Below are 24818 nucleotides of genomic sequence, written 5' to 3'. Positions count from 1 at the left end.
GAGAGAAGTTATGGCGAACAAGCTTCCTAAAGTCCCCGTCGTCATCGTCGGCATGGGGTGGGTGGGCGGCATTATCGCAGCCGAGCTGACCAAAGCGGGTATTTCCGTCGTCGGCCTGGAAAGAGGCAAAAGCCGCAGTACGCAGGATTATTACCACGTCCACGACGAGCTTCGCTACGCCTCGCGCTATGAGCTGATGCAGGATCTGTCCAAGGAGACGGTCACTTTCCGCAACACGGAGAAAATGCGGGCGCTGCCGATGCGTTCCTACGGCTCGTTTCTGATGGGAGATGGAGTGGGCGGAGCGGGCGTGCACTGGAACGGTCAATCCTACCGGTTTCTGCCGTACGACTTCGAAATTTACACGAAGACGGCGGAACGCTACGGCAAAAATAAAATTCCGCAGGACATGACGATCCGGGACTGGGGCGTCACTTACGACCAGCTTGAGCCGTATTTTGTCAAGTATGAGCAGATGGCGGGAATTTCGGGTCCTGCCGAGCTTCCCGAGCATCTTGGGAAAATGTCCAAGCCGTTTCCAACCCCGCCAATGAAAACGACGCCGGCGATGAAGCTGTTCACGGACGCGGCGACAAAGCTCGGCCTGCACCCGTACATCATCCCGTCGGCCAACCTGTCGCAGGATTATACGAATCCCGACGGAATCGAACGAGCGGTCTGCCAATATTGCGGCTTCTGCGAGCGCTTCGGCTGCGAATACGGCGCGAAGGCGGACCCGGTCGTCACCGTGCTGCCAGTTGCTCAGAAGAGCGGCAAGTTCGAGCTGCGCACGTATTGTAACGTGACGGAGATTATGCATGACGGGAAGAAGGCGACGGGAGTCAAATACGTCAATACGCTGACAGGCCAGGAATCGGTGCAACCAGCCGACGTCGTGGTGCTGGCCGGCTACGTATTTACCAATGTCCGTCTATTGCTGATGTCCAAGCTTGGGCAGCCGTACGATCCGAAGACGCAAAAGGGTGCGGTCGGCCGCAATTACGCCTATCAGACGAACGGGGCCGGCAGCTCCGTCTATTATGAGGACCGGGAGTTCAATTTGGCGATGGGCGCCGGATCGCTAGGCAGCTGTCTGGACGATTATAACGGCGACAACTTCGATCACGGCGACTTGAAGTTCCTTCACGGAGCGAACATCCGGTTTACGCAGACCGGACTGCGCCCGATTCAGTATCAACCCGCTCCGGCGGACGGACCGAGATGGGGACAGGCGTTCAAACAGGCAACGCTCCATAACGCCAACCGCATCCTCGGCATTTCGGGTCAAGGGGCAAGTATGCCTAACCGCTATCACTATCTGGATCTCGATCCGGAGTATAAGGACTCGCTTGGCTTGCCTCTCATTAGAATGACCTTCGATTTTCTCGATCACGATCGCGAGCTGGTGAAGTTCATCGCGAGCAAAACGAAGGAAATCGCCGATCAAATGGGCGGAACGAAAACGACGGTAAACGATACGATCAAACAGTACAATATCGTGCCGTACCAATCGACGCACAATACCGGGGGAACGATTATGGGCGCCGATCCGGATACGTCCGTCGTTAACAGCTATTTGCAGATGTGGGATGCGGAAAATGTGTTTATTTGCGGAGCGTCCAACTTTCCGCACAATGGCGGCTACAATCCGACGTCAACGGTAGGCGCGCTCGCCTACAGAGTCGCGGAGGGCATCGAGAAGTACATGAACAAAGGCGGTTCTCTCGTATGAGCGCCTCTCGGGGCGGGGAGACGGGGGAGCGCGCCGGGGCCGAATGGGTCGCGCATCTGACGGAGCTGCGCAGGCGGCTCATCTATGTCGCGGCCTGGTTCGTCGCTTCTCTCTGCCTGGGGCTGTATGTTTCTCCGCGCGTGCTCGGTTACGTGAAGGGTCATGTCGGGTCCGTAGAGGTAGATTGGAGCGTATTTTCGCTTACCGACGGTCTGGTCGTGTACATGAAATGCGCGCTGCTCGTCGGCGTTGTCCTGACGCTGCCGATGCTGCTCTACCATTTGTGGGCGTTCTCTCGCCCAGGCATGACCGAATCGGAGGCGAAGGGCACGCTCCTCTATGTTCCGGCATCGTTCGCCCTGTTCGTGGCGGGAGTCGGATTCGGATACGCCGTTGCGATTCCGATGATGATCCGCTTTATGATGAAACTGAACCAGAGTATCGGAGCGACGGAGGTATACGGCATTCACCATTACGTCAGCTTTCTTGTCAGCTTCCTGCTCCCGATGGGCATTGCGTTCGAGATGCCGCTGGCGATGCTGTTCCTGACGCGGCTCGGCTTATTGACGCCGGATAAGCTCAAATCTGCGCGCAAATATTCTTACGTCGGTCTGGCCATTCTCGGCTCGCTGATTTCGCCGCCGGACTTCGCTTCGCATCTGTCGGTTACGATTCCATTGATTGCGCTGTTCGAGATCAGTGCGTTTATCTCCGTCCGATATTACCGACGAAGAAGCTCGCTTATCTCGCTCGGTCAGGTCTAACCGCATATCGTTTCTATTCGATTACACAGGAGGGAGGTGTAGCCATGTTCAACAACATCGGCGTCTCGGGGCTGATCATCATTCTGGTCATCGCCTTGATCGTGTTCGGCCCGGCCAAGCTTCCGCAGCTTGGCAGAGCCTTCGGCGACACGCTGCGCGAATTCAGAAATTCCACCAAAGGGATCGTGGACGAGGACCTTGCGGACAAGCCCGCCGTTATCGAGATCGATAAAGCCAAAAGCTAGATAAACGACCTGCGCCGTTGCCGGGGCAGTCCCGATAGTCATGTTCAGTGACTAGGGGGCTGCCCTTTTACTTTTTTATCGTCGGCGATTTGTATAGAAATCTTTCAGATTTGCATTGTAGAATATTATGGGGGATTTTTGCCTTATCAGCTATTCAATCTTTTCCGAGCTTTACCGATGAGAGATGGAGAGAGCCGTTCGGCAGCTGTCTCGCATTCATTTTTACACTCCATATTAAAGGCAGGTAGTTGCATGCAGCATGTTCACGGTTCTTACGACACGGCCCTTGTTGTTTTTTCTTACATCGTTGCGGTAGTCGCTTCGTATACGGTATTGGATTTGGCGGGACGCGTGAGCGAATCGTCCGGCTTCAGCCGTTCAGTGTGGCTTGTGTTCGGCGGCGCTGCGATGGGAATGGGCATCTGGTCGATGCACTTCGTCGGGATGCTGGCGTTTACGCTAGACGTTCCCGTAGCCTACGACCTCACGCTTGTCATCGTTTCCGTTCTCGTTGCCATCCTTGCCTCCTACATCGCTCTTAAGATCGTAGGGCGAAAGCAACTGACGACGGGAAGCCTGATAGTCGGAGGGGTGCTGTTGGCAACCGGCATTTCGGCTATGCATTATATCGGCATGGCGGCTATGCTGATCGATATTACCTACGATCCGCTCTGGTTCGCGGCGTCTATACTCATCGCCCTGGTCGCATCGATCGCGGCTTTATGGCTTGCTTTCTATTTTCGCAAAGGGGGCGAAAGAGGGGCGGTCTGGAAAAAGCTCGGCAGCGGACTCATTATGGGCGGCGCCATCGTGGGGATGCACTATACGGGCATGTTTGCCGCGCAGTTCCATATCGGCAGCCATTCGGAGCTTGCCTCCGGTCTGCTGCTCGATCAGAAGCGGCTTCCTTATTTCATATCGGGAGGCACGCTGTTTACCCTTGGGCTTTCGCTGCTTGGCATCTATATCTCCAAACGCTTTTCCCACAAGGATTCGGAGCTCGAGTTGAAGTCGCACGAAATCCATCTTAAAAATCAGGAGCTGCAGCGCTTGAACGACCACCTGGAAGAGCTTGTCCGCGAACGTACGGCGCAGTTGGAGAAGGCGCACGACGAAGCGATACAGGCGAACCGGATCAAGAGCCAGTTTCTGGCCAATATGAGCCACGAGCTCAGAACGCCTTTGAATGCGATTATCGGCTACAGCGAGATGCTGGTCGAGGAAGCGGAAGAGCTCGGAGAGCCGGCCTTCGCCGCAGATCTGGAGAAGATCGGCAAGTCGGGCAAGCATTTGCTTGCGCTGATCAACGACGTTCTCGACATTTCCAAGATTGAAGCCGGCAAAATGGATGTTTATCTGGAAACGTGCGAGATTGGCGGCGTGCTCCAAGAGGTGCTGTCCACGGTTAAGCCGCTGGTTGAAAGCAACGGCAACCGGCTTGAGACGCAATGGGAAGAAGCAGCCATGACGACCGATGTTACAAAGCTGCGCCAAATCTTGCTTAATCTGCTTAGCAACGCCGCCAAGTTTACCAGCGAAGGTACGATTCGGATCGAGGGCCGCTGTATGGAGAAAAACGGGATTCAGGGCTATTCGATCCGCGTGACGGATTCCGGAATCGGGATGACGGAGGAGCAGATGGCCAAGCTGTTCCAGCCGTTTATGCAGGCGGACTCGTCCACGACGCGCAAGTACGGAGGGACGGGGCTTGGTCTGGCGATCACGCAGCGCTTCTGCGAGCTGCTTGGCGGCGACATTGCGGTGGAGAGCAAGCTCGCTGAAGGCAGCGCGTTCATCTGCTGGTTCCCGCTCTCGGCAGGCGGCGAAAGCCAACAGGCGGCATTGCAGTTGGATAAGCTGGAGGAGATGAGCGGCGAAGCCGAATTTATTGCCAATCAACAGCCGAGCATTCTGTTGATCGATGACGAGCCGGTCAACGGGCAGCTGATGCAGAAATATCTTGTCGACGAAGGCTGGTCGCTGGTGTTTGCCGAGAGCGGTGCGGAGGGCTTGCGGCTGACGAGGAAACTGAAGCCGAAGCTGATCTGCCTCGACATTCTGATGCCCAGCATGGACGGCTGGAGTGTGCTGTCGGAGCTTAAGAGGGATCCCGAGCTGCGGGACATCCCCGTCATCATTCTGTCGATGACCGACGACAAGCCGCTTGGCTATTCGCTAGGCGCTTCGGAATTTCTGACGAAGCCGCTGGACCGGGAACAGCTTGTGACCGTAATCGACAAATATTTATCGGATTCGGCAGGGAGATCCGTGCTTGTTGTCGAAGACGATGCGACGACAAGCGAGATGATGGTCAAGCTGCTGGGCAAGGACGGCTATTCCGTCGTAACGGCAGGCAATGGCAGACTTGCGCTGCAGCAGTTGGCGGCCGAAATGCCGGGGTTGATTTTGCTGGACCTGATGATGCCCGAGATGGACGGCTATCAATTTCTGGCCGAGCTTAGAAAACATAAAGAGTGGTCTACCATCCCCGTCGTTGTCGTGACCGCGAAATCGATGGGGGCGGAAGATAGCATGAGGCTTAACGGCTATGTAAAAGGGGTGCTGCAAAAAGGCTCGTTCGAGCCCAAGCAGCTGCTTGCGGAAGTTCGCCGGTATATGAACGATCAACAGGAGGTGGTTTGATGCATACGATTCTTCTGGTGGAGGACAACGAGCTGAATCGGGATATGTTATCCAGAAGACTCGTTCGCAAAGGCTACCGCGTCCTGACGGCCGAAGACGGACAAGTCGGCGTCGACCTTGCGACCGCCGAGCTGCCGGATGTCGTGCTCATGGACATGAGCCTGCCGGTCATGGACGGCTGGGAGGCGACGCGGACGTTGAAGAGCAACCCCAAGACGCGCTCTATTCCGGTCATCGCGCTGACGGCCCATGCGATGTCGGGAGACGAGAAAAAAGCCTACGAGGCCGGATGCGACGACTTCGATACGAAGCCGGTCGAACTTCCGCGGCTGCTCGGCAAGATCGAAGCGGCCCTGATCAAGACAGAATAGAATGGAGTGCGTGCGCCCATGGAGGCCAGCTCAGACGCGAAAATATTGATCGTTGACGATCAAGAGTATAATGTAAGCTTGCTGGAGCGCATATTGACCCGTGCGGGGTTTCGCCGCATACATAGTACGCTCGATCCGCTTGAGGTGCAGCGCATGGTTGCAGAAGTCGAGCCGGACATCGTCCTGCTTGATCTGCATATGCCCGGCATGGACGGTCTGGAGGTGCTGAGGCGAATCCGCGAGCAGGTAGGCAAAGACCAGTACTTGCCGGTTCTCATGCTGACCGCGGACACGACGTCCGAAGTGAAGCAGCAGGGACTCCAGGCCGGAGTCAACGATTTTCTCGCCAAGCCGTACGATCGGACGGAAGTTGTGCTGCGCATACGCAACCTGCTTCAGACGAGACAGCTGCATCTGCAGCTGCAGGAGCACAATCGAACGCTGGAAGAGAAGGTGGAAGAGCGGACGATGGAGCTTAGCAAAGCCCGGCTGGAGATGATTCTGCTCCTCGGGCGGGCGGCGGAATATCGCGACGATATGACCGGTCAGCATACGCAGAGAGTCGGCGAGCTATCGGCCCTAATCGCCAGGCGGCTGGGGTTCCCGGACAAGGACGTCGATCTGATCCGCAGGGCGGCGCCGCTGCACGATATCGGCAAGATCGGCATCCCCGACGATATTTTGCTTAAGCCCGGCCGCTTCGAGCCCCACGAATTCGAGCGGATGAAGACGCACACGACGATCGGCGCGGACATTCTCGAAGGCAGCTATTTCAATATTTTGCAATTGGCTCGCGTCATTGCGCTGTCCCACCACGAGAAATGGGACGGGTCCGGTTATCCCGAGGGCTTAGCCGGTGAGGGAATTCCGATCGAGGCGCGAATCGTCGCTTTAGCCGACTTCTACGACGCGCTTACGCACGAGCGTCCGTACAAACGAGCGTGGACGCCGCAGGAGACGCTGGAGGAAATCGTTCGTCAGCGTGGCGTTCACTTTGATCCCCAAATCGTCGACACGTTCGTGGAGCTGTTCCGCGAATGCGATCTCCATCAACTTATCGAGCTATCATCCTAACCTTAGCGGCCGATCCGGCCGCTTTTTTTTCATCGAATTGTAAGGAAACTGGCGCCCGGTCGTCTAATCTATGAGCAGTGAGCCGTTTGGGAGAGGAGGAGCAGCCATGGACGACAAAGCGCGAATCGAGCAGTGGTTTACAACATACGGGTCGGACATTCATCATTTTCTCGTGTATTACACGGGAAGGAGTCAAGCGGAGGATCTGGTGCAGGAGGTTTTCGTCAAGGCGCTTAAAGGAAGCCGGAAGTATCAGGGGCGGGCCAATCCGAAAACATGGCTCATCTCGATCGCCCGGAGAGTCGCAATCGACGAGTACCGAAAACGGCGAAGAAGCAGACTGCTGCCGCTGCGGCTGCTCGGCGAACGAAAGGCATCGGAAGCGACTCCGGAGGATTTGGCGATCCATCGTCAGGACATCGCGGATGTGTACCGAACGGTCATGAAGCTGAAACGGACGTACAGAGACGTATTGCTGCTGCGCATCATGCAGCAGCTGTCCACGACCGAGACGGCGGAGGTGCTCGGCTGGACGACGGCGCAAGTCGACGTGACGCTGCATCGCGCGATCCGCAAGGCAAGAAGCATTCACGGAGCGCTGGAAGGAGGCGTTAAACATGCAGAGACTATCAAACGGAGATAGCCGGATCGATCTGCTCAAGGAGCTGCCGCGAAGACCGCTCGAGCCGGCAGCGGAGCAAGCGATTTTACAAGCTCTTAGAGAGGAGGAGAAGCGAGGGACCGTCAAGCGAAAGCGAAGGACACGGCGCTATGCACTGCTGGCCGTTCCGGCTGTAGCGGCGTTGATCGCCTGGGGGCTGCTCTCCGGGGTAGTTAATCGTGCGGCCGACGGGCTCTTCGGGTCGCGGCCCGCCGTCATGCATACCGTAGAGCTCAGCCCGCTGTTCGACTTGCTGGATAAGGATGGGAGCGTCGTTTATCCGGACCGGTTAAGAGGGATACAAGGGAAAATTGCGTATTCCGAGTATTGGGGGGACTTCGTTGCGAATTCGGGTCACGCATTGTCCAAAATATTCTGGTACGTCTGGGGCGATCCCCAGCGATTAAACGGCGCTACGCTGGTCGCCACCGGGGTCGATCTCTCCACAGGCAAACAATTTCTGGTTAACGAAACGAAGCTGTCGGGTCCGATCTACGGCGCCGATGCTCATACGGTCACGCGGTTCAACAAATTCCCGAGCAAAGGGACGTGGCGAATCGACGTTGAAATCGACGGGGAGCCGTACGGTTCAATCGTCATTCATGTGAAGGATGAGTACATTCATACGAAATCCTCCAGCTTCCTCTTGTCGAAGGACGATGCGAAGGCGGGCTCGACGGAGACGACTTTGACCGTTAACGGGCACGATCTGGCGGATACCCTGGACGTTATCGTTCAGCCTGTCGGACGAACCGGCGAGGCGCGCAGACTTCATTTCGTCAAAACAGAGGAATATGTGCAGTCGGATGGCCTCGTTCCGGTTACCGAATATTCCGGCAGCCTGATCTTCGACGCCCCGGGCGAGTGGCGGATTGAGGTTCTCGGAGAGAAAACGGTTGTTGAAGTGCGTTCTTAGCCAGTGCCAATGTCCGGCATTGTTGCAGCTTTTGATTGACAACCGGCTCATTCCGGTTCTAAAATGTGAGTAAACACTCACTTTTATTGAGGGCGGAGGCTGAGCATATGGGGATTGCCGTTCAGGTGGAACAAGTCGGCAAAAGCTACGGCAAGAAGACGGTGCTTCAGGACGTGTCGCTGCAAATGCGACAAGGCCAGATTTACGGTTTGATCGGTCCGTCGGGAGCGGGGAAGACGACGCTGGTCAAAATGCTGGTCGGCATGGAGCGCGCCGATACGGGAGCGGTGAACGTACTGGGCCAAGCCAAGCCGAATCTGAAGCTGCTTCAGGACATCGGCTACATGGCGCAATCCGATGCGCTCTACACGGAGCTGACGGGTGAAGAGAATTTGAAGTTTTTCGCCTCCTTGTTCAAGCTGGGCAAGGAAGCAAGAAAAGAGAGGATCCAATATGCGGCGGGGTTGGTCAACCTGGCGGGGGAGCTGGGCAAGCGAGTGTCCGCCTATTCCGGGGGAATGAAACGGAGACTGTCGCTCGCCGTCGCCCTTATTCAGAACCCGCGTTTGCTCATTCTGGACGAACCGACGGTTGGCATCGATCCCCAGCTTCGCGTGTCGATCTGGAACGAGCTGCTGCGGTTAAAGCGGGAAGAGGGGAAGACGATCGTCGTTACGACGCACGTCATGGACGAAGCGGCCAGATGCGATTACCTTGCATTGGTTCGCGACGGTCGCATTCTCGCTTCGGGAACGCCGCAGGAGCTGTTGGCGCAGTACAAGGTGGACAATTTAGAAGGCGTATTTCTGGCGGCGGGAGGCTCGGGCCGATGAGAACGAGAGCGCTGATCGCCAGAATTTGCCGTCAGATGGTCAGGGACAAGCGAACGCTGGCGCTACTATTCGTTGCGCCGCTGCTTGTATTAACGCTGATGTATTATATACTGAACGGAGGAGAGGCGAACGAGCCGAGACTGGGGATCGTTCATGGGGACTCTGCTCTTCAGGGAATGCTGGAGAAGGCGGGAATCGTCGTTGTGCCGGTGTCCGACGCTTCCGCCGGAACAATCGAGGAGCACAATCTGGATGCCGTGTTGACGGTGGATGGCGGCCGTCCCGCCCTGACGCTGGAAAATGCGGATCCGACGCAGGCGAAGGCACTGCGGATGAAGATTGGACAGATCGCCGCGCTGCAGTCGCTGGCCGGTCTCGGACTTCCGATGGAGGCGGCCGGCCAGTCGGAGATCGAAACGAGCTATATTTTCGGAGGTCCGGAGTCGTCGTTTTTCGATGTGCTTAGTCCGATTCTTGTCGGGTTTTTCGTTTTCTTTTTCGTCTTTCTTATTTCTGGCATCGGACTGCTCAGAGAGCGCACGACCGGTACGCTGGAGCGGCTGCTGTCCACGCCGATCCGCAGAGGAGAAGTGTTGACCGGTTACTTGGCCGGATACGGCATTTTCGCCGTCATCCAGACGGTGATCGTCGTCGTGTACGCGGTGAACGTGCTCGACATTCCGCTGGCGGGCTCGATCTGGAACGTTCTGCTCGTGAATCTGCTCGTCGCGCTCGTTGCGCTGTCGCTCGGCATTTTGCTGTCCACGTTCGCTTCGTCGGAATTTCAGATGGTGCAGTTTATTCCGGTCGTCGTCATTCCGCAAGTTTTTTTCGCGGGTATCCTGCCGCTGGACGGGATGGCGGACTGGCTGCAGGCGCTGGCGGTCGTAATGCCGCTCTATTACGCGGGAGACGCGCTGACGGGCGTCATGTATCGGGGCGAGGGCATCGGAGACATCGTGTCCAATTTGCTTGTGTTGGCCGCATTCGCCGCCGTCTTTATCGCCCTGAACGTATTTGCGCTGAAGAAATACCGTAAGTAAAGGAATGAGTGTATGTCTTCCAACAGTATTTTTGATCGAATGATCGCTTCCGCCAAGCAGTCGAAGAAGGAGACGGCCAAACAGCAGCGCATTGTGCAGAGCGCCATTGCGCTGTTCGCGGAGAAGGGGTACGCCAATACGTCGACAAGCGAGATCGCCAAGCATTCCGGAGTTGCGGAAGGGACGATTTTCCGCCATTACGGCACGAAGGAAAATCTGCTGCTGGCGATGATCGTGCCGTTTCTGAAGGAGTCGCTTCCGGCGATCGCGCAGGAGGTGTTCGAGGAGGTTCATCCGGCCAAACACGACCGCTTGGAGCAATTTCTTCGCGTCATGTTTTTGAATCGGCTGCGTTTTCTAAGGGAGAACAAGGAGATATTTCGCGTTGTCGTCAAGGAATTCGTCTACCGTGATGAGTTGCGCAGCGAGCTGATGGGGCATATCAACCGCGAGCTAGTCGGTTATCTGTTTCAGGCGATCGATCATTTCAAGGCGAAGGGGGAGTTGCCCGAGCTGCCGAACGAACGGCTGCTGCAACTGATCTTCCCCTTTATTTTCAGCAGATTTGTGCTGCGCTTTGCGTTGGCCCCGGAGGAGCCGCCCGGCAGCGACGAGGAGGAAGCGGATCTTGTTGTCGGTTTTATTATGCGGGGCATCGAGTCGCTTCGCTAAAATGAGGAACAGCCCAAGACGGCGGCGGGGAAGCCGGCCGACTTGGGCTGTTTCCTTTTACATCGTATCAAGAGCGCGAACGAATCTCCTGCCGCATGAACAGCAGATAGGTCGCGGCGAACGATAGCGAGGTTTCGGCGATCAGCGCCACGATATGCGGCCAGACGAGCAGCGTGCTCTGCCCGAACGACAGCGGCGTCGAGATGGCGAGGTATGCCTGCTCCTGTGTCACGAACGGATTCAGCGTGCGCACGTCCGGCAGCAGCAGCGTCGAGGCTGCCTCCTGGAACAGGTGAGCCGGGGAAATCCGCGACAGCAGCGTGAGCAGATTTTGCGCGTCCATATAACCTTGCACGTCGTTCGGATCGCTCGGCGTGAGCGCATTGCCGATCAGGTTGACGATCATGCCGTAGAACACGAGAAAGAAAATCCATACTGCGATGCCGCTAAGCGCGGACGTCGCCGCCTGCTTGAACCTGACCGAGAACAGCAGCGACAGGTTCAGCCATAGACCGACGTAGACGGTCGTTATGAGCAGCATCACGATAACGCGGCCGAATTCCTCGGGAGTCGGCGGATAGCCGATCGTGTACAGGCCCGTACCCATGACGAGAAAACCGAGCGAGAAGACGACGACGGCGATCAGCAGCAGACCGGCAACGAACTTGGCGACGAGGAAATCATCGCGATGAACCGGCTGCGACATCACCCGGCTGAGCGTTCCCTTGCTCCGCTCCGAATTGACCGCGTCAAAGCCGATGGCGATGCCGATCAGCGGGGCCAGGAAGGAGAGGAACGTCAGGAAGTTCGGCAGGCCGCTTGAAGATACCGTGAACATGCTCAGGAACAGGAAATTGGCGTCGCCGCCGGACGTCTGCGCTCCATCCTTCAGCGCCGTGACGGCCGTGTAGAGCGAGCCGATGCAGGCCAAGGTGACAATGCCGAGCAGGATGACGAACCGCCAGCTGCGAATATGGTCTCCGAACTCCTTCTGCACCATGACCCAGAAGGGGCTTGCGGTGCGCGGCGCGCCGGAGGAGACAGATGTTTTGCCCTCCGCCGCGCCCGTCTTGCCCGCCGTTCCCCGCAATTTGTTAACCCAGACGCTCACGCGACTCGCCTCCTTCGAAATAACGATGATAAATGTCGTCCAGCCCGTAGCGAAGAGGGCGCACGCCGAACAGGGATGCGCCGGCGTCGATGACAGCCTTCGTCAGCCCTGCGGTCGTGTCCTCCGTTCCGGAGACGACAACGGTCGCCAGCTCGGCGTTCGGGCTGTTGCTGTCCGAGAGACCTCCTCCGGGTGTGAGCTGCACGTCCGTTACGCCGTCTACGCCTCGCAATGCGGTCTCAAGCGATTCATTCCATGGCAGGACGTCCAGCTCGATCCGGTATGCCGGCGCACCGTCAAGCTGCCGCGACAACGTATCGATATCTCCGGAGGCAATCAGCCTGCCCTGAACGAACAAGCCGACGCGGTCGCAAATTTGCTGCACCTGATGCAGATGATGGGACGACAGCAGCACGGTTATCCCCTCGTTGCGGCTCAGATCGCGAATGAGCGCAAGCAGCTCGCGGACCCCTTCGGGGTCGATGCCGAGCGTCGGCTCGTCGAGGATGATCACCTGCGGATTTTTGATCAGAACGTCGGCCAATCCGAGCCGTTGACGCATCCCGCGCGAGAACGTGCCGGTCCGCTTGTGCGCGACCTCCGCCAATCCGACCCGCTCAAGCAGCAGCAGCGCGCGGCTCCGCGCCTCGGCCTCGGGGATACGATTCAACCTCGCCGTATAGACGAGATTGTCAAGCGCCGACCGATCCTCGTAAAATCCGACGTCGTCCGGCATGTATCCGACTTTGCGCTTGACCTGCATTGGATTTCGGGTCGCGTCAAGGCCGCATACGAGCGCCTCTCCCGAGGCGGGCTCCGTGAGGCCGAGCATCATCAGGATGGTCGTCGTTTTACCGGCGCCGTTAGGGCCGAGCAGGCCGTAAATTTCTCCCGGATAGATGTTCAGATTCAGACGGTCGACAGCGGTAAAGTCGCCGTACGTTTTCGACAGGTTTTTAAGCTGAATGACCGGTTCCGCCGCTTCGATCGTAGTCACTTTTACCGCCTCCCATATTTCCGGAACAGTCCGTAGATGCCGGCCAGCACGACAAGCACGATCAGCACGCCGATCCAGCCCCACAACACGGACGTTTCGACGGTGATGCGGAACGTGGCGGAAGCCGTTTTCTCGGGCGAGCTTGCGGTCAGGTTGGCGACGTAGTCGCCGGACAGCGCTTTGTCGGAAGCTTTGACGGTAGCGGTGACCGGAACGGATTGGCCGGCCGCAATGGAGCGGATCGTCTTCGGTTCGAACGTCACCTCCCAATTGGCGGGAAGCTGTCCGCTAAGGCTGACGTCGGTCACCTCCGCAGAACCCGTGTTTTGGACGACAAGCTCAAGATTGCGCGTTTTGCCGGCGGTAATGTCGGCGCTGAGCCGCTCGTCGACGGTCGTAAGCGAGAGGCCGTAAGATCCGGTAATAGCGGCTTCCACCTGAGCCTGCGCCGAAGAGCTTCCGCTTGCCGCATGAACGACGATCGGATACGTGTCTGCGGCTGCATTTTCCGCAGGGGTTACGTCGAGACTGACTGATTTGGAGCTGCCCGGCTCCACGTCAACGGAAGTAATGTTGCTGCCGCTTACGGAGAAGCGCACGTCCCAGCCTGACGGAGCTTCCGCAGTTAATGCGTACTGCTGCTTGGAAGCTGTTCGGTTGTCGAGCGTCAGACTGTAGGTGAACTTGGAATCCGAATGGCCTTCGCGATTGGGCTGATCGACCGACAGCTCGGATTTGTAGGAGCCTTGCTCAGCCACGTTAACCTTAAGCGGAAGCGTACCGAAATCGCCGGCGTTGAGCTTGAACGCATAATCGCCCTTATTGACCTCGAGCGGGACGGTCAGGCTAAGACTGAGTGATTGCGACTCCCCGGGCTTCACGGAAATTTGCCGGACGCGGTTGCCGCCCGCCGTCAGCTCGTATTTCCAGCCGAGACTTCCGACATCGAACGCGACGTCGGCCGAACGGATTTCGTCGGAGTCGTTGATGACGTCGATGGCGTAAGAGATCGTTTCGCCGGGAGAGACGGACAGGTACGTGTACGGCGTAAACAGCTTTAGCGGCGCCGCCGCAGCGAGCGACGCTCCGCCCATGAGCGCGCCTAGCAGCAGCATTAAGGCAAGCGCTCCGGATAATGATCTGGTCGATTTCTTCATGACAACCATTCCCCCTCAACTCCAAAAATTGATTTTCACCCCTATTACGTCCGGCCTTGGCGAACGGATTTAGCCGAAAGTTAAAAAATTGCTTAGCAGAAGCTTAAAGGAAGATAAAAAACGAATCGACCGGTTTTCATGAGGGCGGCTTTTTGATAATTTAGTTTCGAAAAGGGGTTGTGTGGGAGCAGCGCATTTTTTTGAACAACCTCTTAAATATGCGCGGAGGTGCGATGAACATGGGAACAAACTCTGGCAGACCGGGGTGCCAGGATCTGTTCGAGCTGTTTGCGCTCATGCGGGACGGCTCGATGGAGGCGTTCGATCGCTTCTACGGGCAGGCGGCTCCTTTGGTGATGGGAATTGCCGGGAAGCTGCTCGGCGGCGATCGGATGGAGATGGAGGACGTATGCCACGACGTGCTGCTGACCGTCATTTCGCAGCCGGAAAAGTACTCGCCCGAGAGAGGCTCGGTCGAAGCATGGCTGGCTGTGCTGACAAAAAGCCGCTGTATGGACCGATTGCGCAAACGCAGAAGGATCGTACTGGAGCAGAGAGAAGCTCCGTTCGAGCAAAGGTATGCCTGGGCAGGAGAAACAGCGCTTCCGGAGCAGCGCGTAATGGCGAAAATGGAAGGGGAGGCGCTTCGGCAGGCGCTGTCGGAGCTGGACGGCGTGCAGAGGCGGACGCTGGCCGAAGTGTATTACAGCCACCGCACCCGCAAGGAGCTGGCGGAAGCATGGCAGGTCCCGGTCGGAACGATCAAGTCGCGCGTGCGCTACGGTCTGAATCATCTCTCCAAGGCCATGGAGCGCCTCGGCTGGTCGAACGGCTCGAAAGGAGGGGGCTGACATGTTGGGCATAGATTGCGGCATACCGGACGAGCGCTGGGTAGATTACCACCTCGGCCAATTGGGCGCAGCCTCCTTAGAGGCGTTGGATAGACATGCTGAGAGCTGCTCCGCCTGCCGCAGCGCCTGTCTGCGCTGGGCCGAGCTGCTCGGAGTGTCGACGGAGCGCAGAAATGTTACCCGGAAGGCGTCGGCCAGCGATAAAGCGATGCGCGGTGTCGATTGGGACTCGACGGATGCAAACGCGATGGCGACTACGGATCAAGGGTTTGCGAGGGACGAGGAGTTGCCGTCAGCGCAAGTGTACCGCTCGCTGCGCCGACGGATGGCGATGCGGTCTCTGTTCCGCAAAGCGAAACGAAGACCGGGGAGAGCGGCGGCCAGTGTAATCGCGGCGCTGCTTGCCGTTGTTTTGATTGGGCTGTTCAAGTATTCGACAGCGCCGAATGAGCCGGCAGCTGCAGCTCCCCTGGCGGCGCAGCATTATGCACAACTGCACGAGCCTGAGGGGGCGAGGCTGATGGAGCTTCCCGGCACGCGCGTCATCATGTCTCCGGATATTGCCGAGTGGACGGCTTCAGCTTCCTCAGGCAGGCCGCGTCAAAGTTTGACGGTATGGGTCAATGACGATACCGAGGAACTGTTCGTGCTGATGGAGGGTGTGCTTGAATCGGATACGAGCGACGTTCAGGCATGGGCGGACAGCAGAAGCCGGCTTTCGAACTTGGGTTTGCTGGAGTTTCACAGCGGACAAGGCCATTTGTACTCGCGTTTTCGCGAAATGGCGGCGCTGGAGTCCTTGCGCTTTACAATCGAACCGAAAGGCGGAAGCGAGCTGCCGACGACTCCGGACAGCGCGCTAGTGCGGCTTGCGAGCGAATGATGGCATTTAGATAGTTAATGACATTAAGGATGCGACTCTCTTCGGGAGACGCATCTTTTTTTCTAAATTACGACGAAATTATGTCAAACGCGGCTTTACATAAGAACAGTTTGTCAAAATGTGATTTAATTCACAAACTGGATCGGAGTTCAAGATTATACTGGGATCAAGAAGAGGAAGGGAAGTGATCCCGTAATGAAACTACATGTTTCTATCCATGACATCCCAGTTACCGAGAATACGAATGATCTGCAATTGGAAACGTCCGTCGCCCGCGCCAGAGAAGAGCACGAAGCGTTGAAAAACGAGCTGAGAAGCATTTACGAGCAAGCTTGCGTTGTTCGCAACGACCCCGAGGAGAAGCGGCTCAATCGCGAAATCAGGCAGCTTCACGATTGCGTCAAGCTGTTCATGAAGCACTGGGCCGCGCATACCCAGTGGGAAGAGTCCGAATTGTTCCCGCAGGCGGCGACCTTTCTGGGAGCCGAGCCCGATTTGTTCTTGCTGATGGAGCAGGAATACGAGCTGGCCGATCAGTATTTGCGCACATTCATGCGAGCATTGGAGAAGGCCCGGTATCCGATCGGGCATGAAGAGGCAAGCAAGATGGCCTCGTACCTGATTCAAGCTTATGCGGTTCTGAACAATCGGTTCAGGGAAGAGGACGAAATCATGCTTGACCTGACGGATCGTTCCAATGCTTACGGCTTTTAGCCGAAGCGATCCATTTTCTTGCGAAAGGAGTGATTAAGATGCCCCAAGCGGTCAACTCCCCGTTGTACGAGCTGTACATGAGGTACGACCAGTGGAAGGAAGGACACGACGCGCTTTACGACAGGTTGTTGGAATTGTGCAGGTTAATGCGATGGAATCCCGGCAATTTCGATTACCCGTTCTGGGAAATCCATCATCGCGGCGTGCATGAGAAGTTCGTCGCCTTTATGGACGATTGGCAGAAGCATCTCTCTAAGGAAAAGCAGATCATTTACCCGTTTGCCAAAACCGCCATCTGCGGCGGAAAAATCGGCCCGGCAGCCGTGCTAGAGCAGGAGGACGCCATCGCCCGGCAGTTTTACGAAGCGTATCTGACGGCTGTCGCCGGCGGAGAGTCCCCTGAGGATTGTCTGTCGCGCCTTCTTCAAGTACTTATGATTATCACCGAGCATTTCAGAGTGGAGAATGAGACGATTGTTCCGGCGGCAGAGCGGTTGATGGACTCAATCGAATATATCGGATCTTAAACAACCAAGGGGAGGCTCGCATATATGGCAGCCAATGAGAAAGTTCAAGAAACGTTTGTTACCGCGCAGAAGGAAGTCAACCTGCTGACGGAGAGAGCGAAGCAGGCTCAGGAAGAATTTATGCTGCTCGATCAAGACGCCGTAAACCAAATTGTTCAGAAAATGGCGCTGGCCGGTCTGGATAAGCACATGCTGCTGGCGAAAATGGCGGTGGAGGAAACCGGACGGGGCGTATACGAGGACAAAATAACGAAAAACATCTTTGCCACCGAGTACATCTACCACAGCATCAAGAACGAGAAGACGGTCGGCGTCGTCGAAGACAACCCGTATGAGAACTACCGCGTCGTCGCCGAGCCGGTCGGCGTCATCGCCGGCATTACGCCGGTGACCAACCCGACGTCCACGACGATGTTCAAGGCGTTGATTGCGACCAAGACGCGCAACCCGATCATTTTCGCCTTCCATCCGTCGGCGCAGAAATCGAGCCGCGAGGCGGCAAAAACGCTGCTGGAAGCGGCGGTGGCGGCAGGCGCGCCGGAGCACTGCATTCAGTGGATCGATCATCCTTCGGTCGAAGCGACGCAGCAGCTTATGAACCACAAAGACGTGGCGCTTGTGCTGGCAACCGGCGGTTCGGCAATGGTTAAATCGGCGTACAGCACCGGCAAACCGGCGCTTGGCGTCGGTCCCGGCAACGTTCCGTGCTTTATCGAGCGGACGGCCGATCTCGACCAAGCGGTCACCGACCTGATTTTGTCGAAGACCTTCGACAACGGCATGATTTGCGCATCGGAGCAGGCAGTCATTCTCGACGAAGCGATCTATACGGCGGCCAAGAAGAAAATGACGCAGCTCGGCTGTTACTTCCTGAACAAGGAAGAGACCGAGAAAGTATCGGGCCTGGTCATCAACTCGGAGAAATGCGCGGTAAACGCGGTCATCGTCGGCCAACCGGCGGTGAAAATCGCGGAGATGGCGGGAATTACGGTGCCGCAGGGTACGAAAATTTTGGTAGCCGAGCTGGCCGGAGTCGGTGACAAGTACCCGCTGTCGGCGGAGAAGCTGAGCCCTGTGCTGGCCTGCTACAAAGTCAAAAGCGCCGAGCAAGGCATCGAGCGCGCTGCGCAAGTCGTCGCCTTCGGCGGCATGGGCCACTCGTCGGTCATTCATTCGAACGACCAAGCGGTGATCGCAGCGTTCGCCGCTCGCCTGCAAACCGGCCGGATCATCGTCAACTCGCCTTCGACGCACGGCGCAATCGGGGATCTCTACAACACGAACCTGCCTTCGCTGACCCTGGGCTGCGGCTCGTACGGCCACAACTCGACGACCTCGAACGTCACGGCCGTCAACCTGATCAACCTGAAGCGAGTCGCTTATCGCACGCTGAACATGCAGTGGTTCAAGGTGCCGCCGAAAGTGTACTTCGAGCGCGGATCGACGCAGTATTTGGAGAAAATGCCGGACATTACACGGGTCATGATCGTCACCGACGCCGCGATGGTCAGCCTCGGCTACGTCGAGAAGGTCGAGTACTATTTGCGCAAACGGAAGCTGCCGGTCGCCATCGAAGTGTTCTCGGACGTCGAGCCCGACCCGTCGACGGATACGGTGGAACGCGGCACGAGGATGATGGCGCAATTCAAGCCGGACTGCATCATCGCGCTCGGCGGCGGTTCGCCGATGGATGCGGCGAAAGCGATGTGGCTGTTCTACGAATATCCGGACACCAGCTTCGATTCGCTGAAGATGAAGTTCCTGGACATTCGCAAACGGATTTACAAATATCCGCGGCTAGGCCGCAAAGCGAAATTCGTCGCGATTCCGACGACGTCGGGAACCGGCTCGGAGGTTACATCGTTCGCCGTTATTACCGATAAAAATAAAGGGAACACGAAATATCCGCTCGCCGATTACGAGCTGACGCCGGACGTCGCGATTATCGATCCGGATTACGTGTACAGCTTGCCGAAGACGGCGGTCGCCGACACCGGCATGGACGTGCTGACGCATGCGATCGAAGCGTACGTATCGGTCATGGCCAACGATTACACGGACGGCTTGGCGCTTAAGGCGATTCAGCTTGTATTCGAAAACCTGGAAGACTCGTATCATAAGGCCGATCCGAAGGCCCGCGAGAAAATGCACAACGCTTCGACAATCGCAGGCATGGCGTTCGCCAACGCGTTCCTCGGCATCAACCACAGCTTGGCGCATAAGTGGGGCGGACAGTACCATACGGCGCACGGTCGTACGAACGCGATCCTGATGCCGCATGTCATTCGCTACAATGCGGAGAAGCCGACGAAGTTCGCCTCGTTCCCGAAATACGACCACTTTGTCGCCGACAAGCGCTATGCGGACATCGCCAGATTGCTCGGCTTGCCTTGCGGCACGACCGAGGAGGGCGTGAACAGCCTGATCGACGCGATCCGCAAGCTGAACAGCGCGCTCGGTATACCGGAATCGTTCCAAGCCCTCGGCTTTGAAGCGAACGATTTCGAAAGTAAGGTCGACTACTTGGCCGACAGAGCCTTCGAGGATCAATGCACGACCGCCAACCCGCGCATGCCGCTCGTGACTGAGCTGGCCGACGTGTACCGCAACGCGTTTTACGGAAAATTCGCTTAATAGAACGAGCTTTGTGAACACACCTTATATCACCTTGGGAGGGTACCAACATGGCGACTACAGAGAAGCACCTGAACGAAGCGGCGGTCGCCGCCGCTTCGTCCGACGGCTGGCGGGGCTTCCGCCTCGGCCGCTGGCAGCGTCACGTCGACGTGAACGAATTTATCGGATTGAACCTGATGCCTTACGAAGGAGACGAGTCCTTCCTGGCGGAGCCGACGGAAGCGACGCTGGAGCTGTGGCAGAACGTGCTGGAGCTGATGAAGCAAGAGCGGCAAAACGGGGGCGTGCTCGATATCGATACCGAGACCATATCGACGATCGTGTCGCACGGGCCGGGTTACATTAAGCGGGAATTGGAGAAGATCGTGGGGCTGCAGACCGACGCGCCGCTTAAACGTTCGGTTCAGCCGTTCGGCGGCATTCGCATGGTGGACGACGCCTGCAAAGCGTACGGCTACGAGCTGCCGGAAGCGACGCGCCGAGTATTTACCGATATTCGCAAGACGCACAACCAAGGCGTATTCGACGCTTACACGACCGAGATGAAGCTAGCGCGCAAAGCGGGCATCATTACCGGACTGCCTGACGCTTACGGTCGCGGACGCATTATCGGAGACTATCGCAGAGTCGCTCTGTATGGGGTTGACCGGCTGATCGAAGCCAAGAAGGAAGATCTGCTGCAATTGGAAACCGACGTCATCTCCGAAGATGTGATTCGGGCGAGGGAGGAGCTGTCCGAGCAAATCCGCAGCCTTGGAGAGCTGAAGCAGATGGCTGCATCCTACGGCTACGATATTTCCCGCCCGGCGGCAACCGCCCGCGAAGCGGTGCAATGGCTGTACTTCGCTTACTTGGCGGCGATCAAGGAACAGAACGGAGCGGCGATGAGCCTTGGCCGCGTATCGAGCTTCCTCGACATCTATATCGAGCGCGACAAGCGGGAGGGCAAGCTGACCGAAGCCGAGGCGCAGGAGCTGATCGACCATCTCGTTATGAAGCTGCGCATGGTTAAGTTCCTCCGTACGCCGGACTACAACGAGCTGTTCAGCGGCGACCCGACATGGGTCACCGAATCGATCGGCGGCATGGGCAACGACGGCAGCACAAGGGTGACGCGCAACTCGTTCCGGTTCCTGCATACGCTGTACAACCTGGGACCGGCGCCGGAGCCGAACCTAACGGTACTCTGGTCGACTCGTCTGCCGGAGGGCTTCAAAAACTACTGCGCCAAAGTATCGGTAGACACCAGCTCGATCCAGTACGAGAACGACGATCTGATGCGGTCGGAGTTCGGCGACGATTACGGTATCGCCTGCTGCGTATCGGCGATGCGGATCGGCAAGCAAATGCAGTTCTTCGGAGCGCGGGCGAACTTGGGTAAGGCGCTGCTGTACGCGATCAACGGCGGCAAGGACGAGAAGCTCGGCCTTCAGGTCGGTCCGGCGCTGGCGCCGCTGGCGGGAGATACGCTCGATTACGCCGAGGTTGCGGAACGGTTCGACCGCGTGATGGATTGGCTGGCCCGACTGTATATGAACACACTGAACGTTATCCACTATATGCACGATAAATACAGTTACGAGCGCATTGAGATGGCGCTGCACGACCGCGAAATTCTGCGCACGATGGCTTGCGGCATCGCCGGTTTGTCGGTCGTCGCCGACTCGCTTAGCGCAATCAAGTACGCCAAGGTCAAGCCGATTCGCAATGAGCATGGACTGGCCGTCGACTTTGAGATCGAAGGCGAATATCCGCAGTACGGCAACAACGACGCCAGAGTGGACGACATCGCCGTCGCTTTGACCGAGACGTTCATGAATAAGCTGCGTAAGCACCCGACTTATCGCAACGCATTGCCGACGATGTCGGTGCTGACGATTACGTCCAACGTCGTCTACGGCAAGAAAACCGGCAGCACGCCGGACGGCCGCAAAGCCGGCGAGCCGTTCGCTCCGGGCGCCAACCCGATGCACGGACGCGACCGCAAAGGCGCGCTCGCTTCTCTGAACTCGGTCGCCAAGCTGCCTTACTCCAGCTGTCTGGACGGTATTTCGAACACGTTCTCGATCATTCCGAAGGCGCTTGGCCGCGAAGCCGACACGCGTGTTCGCAACCTCGTATCGCTGCTGGACGGCTACGCCGCCAGCAAAGGGCATCACCTGAACGTCAACGTCTTTAACCGGGAACAGCTGCTAGATGCCATGGAGCATCCGGAGCAATATCCGCAGCTGACGATCCGCGTCTCGGGCTATGCGGTCAACTTTATTAAGCTGACTCGCGAGCAGCAGCTCGACGTGCTGAACCGGACGTTCCACGGATCGGTCTAATCGGGCAAGGGCGAGCGGCGGTCGATCAACAGTCAAGAGAGGGAGGCGGAGAGCATGCATACAGGGAGAATCCACTCTCTTGAAACGTTCGGGACGGTGGACGGGCCGGGAATCCGGTTCGTCCTGTTCCTTCAAGGCTGCGCGCTGCAGTGTCGCTATTGCCACAACCCCGATTCGTGGGACACGCAGACCGGCGCGCTGCGGAGCGTAGACGATATTTTGCGGGAGATCGAGCCTTACGTCGAATACTACCGCCGTTCCGGCGGAGGCATTACGGTGACGGGAGGAGAGCCGACGCTGCAAGCGCCGTTCGTGGCCGAGCTGTTCAGAGCGTGCAAGGAACGATGGGGGCTGCACACCGCGCTCGACTCCTCCGGCTTCTGCGAACCTAGCCATGCCGAGGCTTTGCTCGAAGTGACCGACCTCGTGCTGCTCGATTTGAAGCGCATGGATCGCGAAGGGCACAGGGAGCTCACGAGCCAGCCGAACGATCGCATCTTGAGATTTGCGCGGCATCTATCGGACCGCGGGACGAAAATGTGGATCAGAAGAGTGCTGATCCCCGGCTGGACGGACGGGCAGGAGGAACTGCTTGAGCTGGGGCGTTTTATCGGCGGCCTGGAAGGCGTGGAGAAGTTGGAAGTGCTGCCGTACCACCGGATGGGCGTGTACAAGTGGCACCAGCTAGGCAAAGCGTATCCGTTGGAGGGCGTGCTCGAGCCCGGGCCGGAAGAAGTCGCGAGAGCGAACCGGTTGATCGAGCAAGGGAGGACGGAGGGCAGCTTGATCTCACAATGTCCTCAGGGGTGAGTTGCACGGGCTTATAAGAGGTTGTAAAACCGTAATAATAACAAAAAGGTGCTGTCTCCTAGGTAGAGTTGCTTAAGATGATTGATATATAAAGTAAGGTATATACACCTTGCACCTTTATCATCGATTATCTTTTAGAGCAATTCGAAGAGCCTAGGAGACAGCCCCTTTATTTTTAAACGTCCAATTATCGCGAATTATTTAGCTTATACTCCTGCGGCGTAACTCCGACGTTTTTTTTGAAAAACTTGGTGAAATAAGACACGCTATCGAAGCCGAGTTCGACGGCTACGTCTTGAATTTTCATTCCTTCGATCAGCAGCAATTCCTTAGAGCGAGCCGTCTTGAGCTGTTTAATTCGTTCGGACAAGGTGATTCCTTTCTCGGAATGATAGAGTCGCGATAGATAATAAGGACTAAGATGGAATACGCTGGACAACTGGTCAAGCGAAATATCCTTATTCAACGATCTGATGACAAAGGCATCCACTTTATCAATGATTTCTTTCTTCTGATCCTTCCTCTCGGTTTCAGTATTCGAAAATAGCGACGTCGCAAGCAGAGAGCAGTACTCTTCGAAGGCCGCCCAATTGGCGAACATCGCGTAGTTGGCCAAGTATTTTAACTCGATGGTTTGGCCAATCGTTTTCGTTATTTTTCTTGCGTTCATGTACGAAATAAATATGGTGGATAGATGTAAAAATATTTCCATTTGAAGGTTGTAATCTAGAAAAACGCTTTTCTGCACGGAGCGGAAAAATCCCGTCATGCCGTCATGAAAAGACACGCTGTCTCCGGATTCCAGCGAATGGAGCAATTGATTCATATTTCTTCGGATTTCCTGAGGGGAGAGCTCATTCTCGGCATAATGCGATAGCAGCAGATCGGCATGCTCAACTAGGATGATCTTCTCATCCAGCCCAATCCCGCGACGCATCCATTCGCACATCTCATCGTATGTAATTGGAATGCCCGTCCAGGTTACGTCCGACTTGGACAGCACGAACGATACGGGGAGATGGATAAATTGTTGAATGGATTGCTGTATTTTCTCCATGAGTTGGCCGATGTACCAATGAAGCTTGGGCAAGTCTCTGATTTCCTCGGCATCTTCCTGCGGCACAACGGGCTCCCGGAGCTGAATGAACCAGATCATATAACGTTGCTCGCTATAGGTTGCAATACGGCAGAAGCGCTGCAAATAATCTTCCACGATGTTATTAACGGCGTATTCCAACAGCATTTTATCCTTTAATTGCGACCCGGTCGGCCAGCGATCTACTCTACCGATCATCAAGATGAGAGGTTGATCGGGTGAGAGCGGAATTTGAAAATGTTGAATGTGTTCGGCAATGGATTTCAAGGTCAGCTTTTTATGGCCAAGCACATTTTTGAAGAAGTCCTTTTGCAACAAAGTTTGCGCTTGCTGCATATGAAGCTCCGCCTGCGCGATGACGTTCTGTTCTTGCCATTCGGCTTGAATACTATAAATCACGCGTTGCAGCGTATCCAGAATGGTGTCATAATTGGCCGGCTTCATTAAGTAATCGAAGGCGCCTTGACGGAACGCGTTTTGCAAATACTCGTAATCGGAATATCCGGATAGGAAGACGACCTTACAGTGATGCCAGTGCTTCCTCACATGCCCGATCAGTTCAATGCCTGACATCCCCGGCATGCGGACATCCGTAATGAGAATGTCGATACGATTATTTTGCATGACCTGAATGGCCTCCATCGCGGAATGGGCCTTCCAAACGATAAGCTCCAGTTCCTCGATTCGGTTTAACAGGTTGTAAAGTCCCTCGACGATCATCGGCTCGTCATCGACCAACAGTACATGGTTCAAC

The 24818-nt window shown here is 56.6% G+C and carries 22 protein-coding genes; 18 read left to right on the top strand and 4 right to left on the bottom strand.

The genetic code is table 11. From position 1 onward, the window contains the following. Positions 1–10: 10 nt before the first annotated feature. The 11 genes from DFP98_RS30000 to DFP98_RS29950 all read left to right on the top strand — a co-directional run bounded on the left by DFP98_RS30000 (position 11) and on the right by DFP98_RS29950 (position 10954). Positions 11–1732, top strand: a complete 1722-nt coding sequence (locus DFP98_RS30000; RefSeq protein WP_116064319.1) for a GMC family oxidoreductase — start codon at positions 11–13, stop codon at positions 1730–1732. Beyond that, entirely contained in the window at positions 1729–2496 is a 768-nt protein-coding gene (gene tatC / locus DFP98_RS29995) for a twin-arginine translocase subunit TatC (RefSeq protein ID WP_116064318.1), read from the top strand. The genes DFP98_RS30000 and tatC overlap by 4 nt, the downstream gene beginning before the upstream one ends. A 44-nt stretch (positions 2497–2540) precedes the next feature. Continuing rightward, positions 2541–2741 (top strand): twin-arginine translocase TatA/TatE family subunit, encoded by a 201-nt coding sequence (gene tatA / locus DFP98_RS29990; RefSeq protein ID WP_116064317.1) that lies wholly within the window; start codon positions 2541–2543, stop codon positions 2739–2741. 252 nt (positions 2742–2993) lie between these two features. After that, entirely contained in the window at positions 2994–5384 is a 2391-nt protein-coding gene (locus tag DFP98_RS29985) for a response regulator (RefSeq protein WP_181918023.1), read from the top strand. Beyond that, entirely contained in the window at positions 5384–5755 is a 372-nt protein-coding gene (locus tag DFP98_RS29980) for a response regulator (RefSeq protein ID WP_116064315.1), read from the top strand. Before DFP98_RS29985 ends, DFP98_RS29980 begins: the two co-directional genes overlap by 1 nt. Before the next feature lie 18 nt (positions 5756–5773). Next, positions 5774–6829, top strand: coding sequence for an HD-GYP domain-containing protein (locus tag DFP98_RS29975; protein ID WP_116064314.1), 1056 nt, complete (start codon positions 5774–5776; stop codon positions 6827–6829). A 106-nt stretch (positions 6830–6935) separates the two neighbouring features. Next, positions 6936–7472 carry an RNA polymerase sigma factor gene (locus tag DFP98_RS29970; RefSeq protein ID WP_116064313.1) on the top strand — a complete coding sequence of 179 codons (537 nt, stop codon included), beginning with the start codon at positions 6936–6938 and terminating at the stop codon, positions 7470–7472. After that, positions 7447–8406 carry a hypothetical protein gene (locus DFP98_RS29965; protein WP_116064312.1) on the top strand — a complete coding sequence of 320 codons (960 nt, stop codon included), beginning with the start codon at positions 7447–7449 and terminating at the stop codon, positions 8404–8406. The genes DFP98_RS29970 and DFP98_RS29965 overlap by 26 nt, the downstream gene beginning before the upstream one ends. A gap of 107 nt (positions 8407–8513) precedes the next feature. After that, a complete protein-coding gene (locus tag DFP98_RS29960) occupies positions 8514–9239 on the top strand; it encodes an ABC transporter ATP-binding protein (protein WP_116064311.1) in 726 nt (241 codons plus the stop codon). Beyond that, positions 9236–10282: an ABC transporter permease gene (locus tag DFP98_RS29955; protein ID WP_116064310.1), complete on the top strand. Its 1047-nt coding sequence runs from the start codon at positions 9236–9238 to the stop codon at positions 10280–10282. Before DFP98_RS29960 ends, DFP98_RS29955 begins: the two co-directional genes overlap by 4 nt. 12 nt (positions 10283–10294) lie before the next feature. Continuing rightward, positions 10295–10954 (top strand): TetR/AcrR family transcriptional regulator, encoded by a 660-nt coding sequence (locus DFP98_RS29950; protein ID WP_116064309.1) that lies wholly within the window; start codon positions 10295–10297, stop codon positions 10952–10954. A 67-nt stretch (positions 10955–11021) separates the two neighbouring features. Here the strand turns inward: DFP98_RS29950 and DFP98_RS29945 are convergent, their stop codons facing one another. The 3 genes from DFP98_RS29945 to DFP98_RS29935 are packed head-to-tail and all read right to left on the bottom strand — an operon-like array spanning position 11022 to position 14219. Continuing rightward, complete coding sequence (locus DFP98_RS29945) at positions 11022–12065, bottom strand: ABC transporter permease (RefSeq protein ID WP_246016887.1); 1044 nt, start codon at positions 12063–12065, stop codon at positions 11022–11024. Then, a complete protein-coding gene (locus DFP98_RS29940) occupies positions 12049–13062 on the bottom strand; it encodes an ABC transporter ATP-binding protein (RefSeq protein ID WP_116064308.1) in 1014 nt (337 codons plus the stop codon). The genes DFP98_RS29945 and DFP98_RS29940 overlap by 17 nt, the downstream gene beginning before the upstream one ends. A gap of 2 nt (positions 13063–13064) precedes the next feature. Then, a complete protein-coding gene (locus DFP98_RS29935) occupies positions 13065–14219 on the bottom strand; it encodes a COG1470 family protein (RefSeq protein WP_116064307.1) in 1155 nt (384 codons plus the stop codon). Between the two features lie 239 nt (positions 14220–14458). Between DFP98_RS29935 and DFP98_RS29930 the strand changes: the two genes are divergently transcribed. The 7 genes from DFP98_RS29930 to pflA all read left to right on the top strand — a co-directional run bounded on the left by DFP98_RS29930 (position 14459) and on the right by pflA (position 22968). Beyond that, positions 14459–15070, top strand: a complete 612-nt coding sequence (locus tag DFP98_RS29930) for an RNA polymerase sigma factor (RefSeq protein WP_246016885.1) — start codon at positions 14459–14461, stop codon at positions 15068–15070. 1 nt (position 15071) lies between these two features. Further along, positions 15072–15953 (top strand): anti-sigma factor, encoded by an 882-nt coding sequence (locus DFP98_RS29925; protein WP_116064306.1) that lies wholly within the window; start codon positions 15072–15074, stop codon positions 15951–15953. Positions 15954–16148: 195 nt separating this feature from the next. Further along, the gene (locus DFP98_RS29920; protein ID WP_116064305.1) at positions 16149–16667 is read left to right on the top strand and encodes a hemerythrin domain-containing protein; all 519 of its coding nucleotides are present in this window, start codon (positions 16149–16151) and stop codon (positions 16665–16667) included. Positions 16668–16705: 38 nt separating this feature from the next. After that, entirely contained in the window at positions 16706–17194 is a 489-nt protein-coding gene (locus tag DFP98_RS29915) for a hemerythrin domain-containing protein (protein WP_116064304.1), read from the top strand. 24 nt (positions 17195–17218) lie between these two features. After that, a complete protein-coding gene (gene adhE / locus DFP98_RS29910) occupies positions 17219–19828 on the top strand; it encodes a bifunctional acetaldehyde-CoA/alcohol dehydrogenase (RefSeq protein WP_116064303.1) in 2610 nt (869 codons plus the stop codon). A gap of 50 nt (positions 19829–19878) precedes the next feature. Next, positions 19879–22158, top strand: a complete 2280-nt coding sequence (pflB, locus tag DFP98_RS29905) for a formate C-acetyltransferase (RefSeq protein ID WP_116064302.1) — start codon at positions 19879–19881, stop codon at positions 22156–22158. 54 nt (positions 22159–22212) lie between these two features. Further along, on the top strand, positions 22213–22968 hold the full coding sequence (gene pflA / locus DFP98_RS29900) for a pyruvate formate-lyase-activating protein (protein ID WP_116064301.1): 756 nt from the start codon (positions 22213–22215) through the stop codon (positions 22966–22968). Positions 22969–23155: 187 nt separating this feature from the next. Here pflA and DFP98_RS29895 read toward each other — a convergent pair whose 3' ends face one another. After that, a complete protein-coding gene (locus tag DFP98_RS29895) occupies positions 23156–24817 on the bottom strand; it encodes a response regulator (RefSeq protein WP_116064300.1) in 1662 nt (553 codons plus the stop codon). Between the last annotated feature and the right edge of the window lies 1 nt (position 24818).

Source organism: Cohnella phaseoli, from assembly GCF_003386235.1.
GTDB classification, from domain to species: domain Bacteria; phylum Bacillota; class Bacilli; order Paenibacillales; family Paenibacillaceae; genus Cohnella; species Cohnella phaseoli.
Note: the sequence above shows the minus strand (reverse complement) of the source record. Positions and strands in the feature narration are given on the sequence as shown.

Excerpts from the sequence above, each read along its gene's own strand:
- DFP98_RS29985 (WP_181918023.1), top strand. The coding sequence starts at position 2,994 with ATGCAGCATGTTCACGGTTCTTACGACACGGCCCTTGTTGTTTTTTCT.
- pflB (WP_116064302.1), top strand. The coding sequence starts at position 19,879 with ATGGCGACTACAGAGAAGCACCTGAACGAAGCGGCGGTCGCCGCCGCT.
- tatA (WP_116064317.1), top strand. The coding sequence starts at position 2,541 with ATGTTCAACAACATCGGCGTCTCGGGGCTGATCATCATTCTGGTCATC.
- DFP98_RS29975 (WP_116064314.1), top strand. The coding sequence starts at position 5,774 with ATGGAGGCCAGCTCAGACGCGAAAATATTGATCGTTGACGATCAAGAG.
- DFP98_RS29935 (WP_116064307.1), bottom strand. The coding sequence starts at position 14,219 with ATGAAGAAATCGACCAGATCATTATCCGGAGCGCTTGCCTTAATGCTG.
- DFP98_RS29960 (WP_116064311.1), top strand. The coding sequence starts at position 8,514 with ATGGGGATTGCCGTTCAGGTGGAACAAGTCGGCAAAAGCTACGGCAAG.
- DFP98_RS29955 (WP_116064310.1), top strand. The coding sequence starts at position 9,236 with ATGAGAACGAGAGCGCTGATCGCCAGAATTTGCCGTCAGATGGTCAGG.
- DFP98_RS29980 (WP_116064315.1), top strand. The coding sequence starts at position 5,384 with ATGCATACGATTCTTCTGGTGGAGGACAACGAGCTGAATCGGGATATG.
- DFP98_RS29930 (WP_246016885.1), top strand. The coding sequence starts at position 14,459 with ATGGGAACAAACTCTGGCAGACCGGGGTGCCAGGATCTGTTCGAGCTG.
- tatC (WP_116064318.1), top strand. The coding sequence starts at position 1,729 with ATGAGCGCCTCTCGGGGCGGGGAGACGGGGGAGCGCGCCGGGGCCGAA.
- DFP98_RS29965 (WP_116064312.1), top strand. The coding sequence starts at position 7,447 with ATGCAGAGACTATCAAACGGAGATAGCCGGATCGATCTGCTCAAGGAG.
- DFP98_RS29950 (WP_116064309.1), top strand. The coding sequence starts at position 10,295 with ATGTCTTCCAACAGTATTTTTGATCGAATGATCGCTTCCGCCAAGCAG.
- DFP98_RS29915 (WP_116064304.1), top strand. The coding sequence starts at position 16,706 with ATGCCCCAAGCGGTCAACTCCCCGTTGTACGAGCTGTACATGAGGTAC.
- DFP98_RS30000 (WP_116064319.1), top strand. The coding sequence starts at position 11 with ATGGCGAACAAGCTTCCTAAAGTCCCCGTCGTCATCGTCGGCATGGGG.
- DFP98_RS29970 (WP_116064313.1), top strand. The coding sequence starts at position 6,936 with ATGGACGACAAAGCGCGAATCGAGCAGTGGTTTACAACATACGGGTCG.
- DFP98_RS29920 (WP_116064305.1), top strand. The coding sequence starts at position 16,149 with ATGAAACTACATGTTTCTATCCATGACATCCCAGTTACCGAGAATACG.
- pflA (WP_116064301.1), top strand. The coding sequence starts at position 22,213 with ATGCATACAGGGAGAATCCACTCTCTTGAAACGTTCGGGACGGTGGAC.
- DFP98_RS29925 (WP_116064306.1), top strand. The coding sequence starts at position 15,072 with ATGTTGGGCATAGATTGCGGCATACCGGACGAGCGCTGGGTAGATTAC.
- adhE (WP_116064303.1), top strand. The coding sequence starts at position 17,219 with ATGGCAGCCAATGAGAAAGTTCAAGAAACGTTTGTTACCGCGCAGAAG.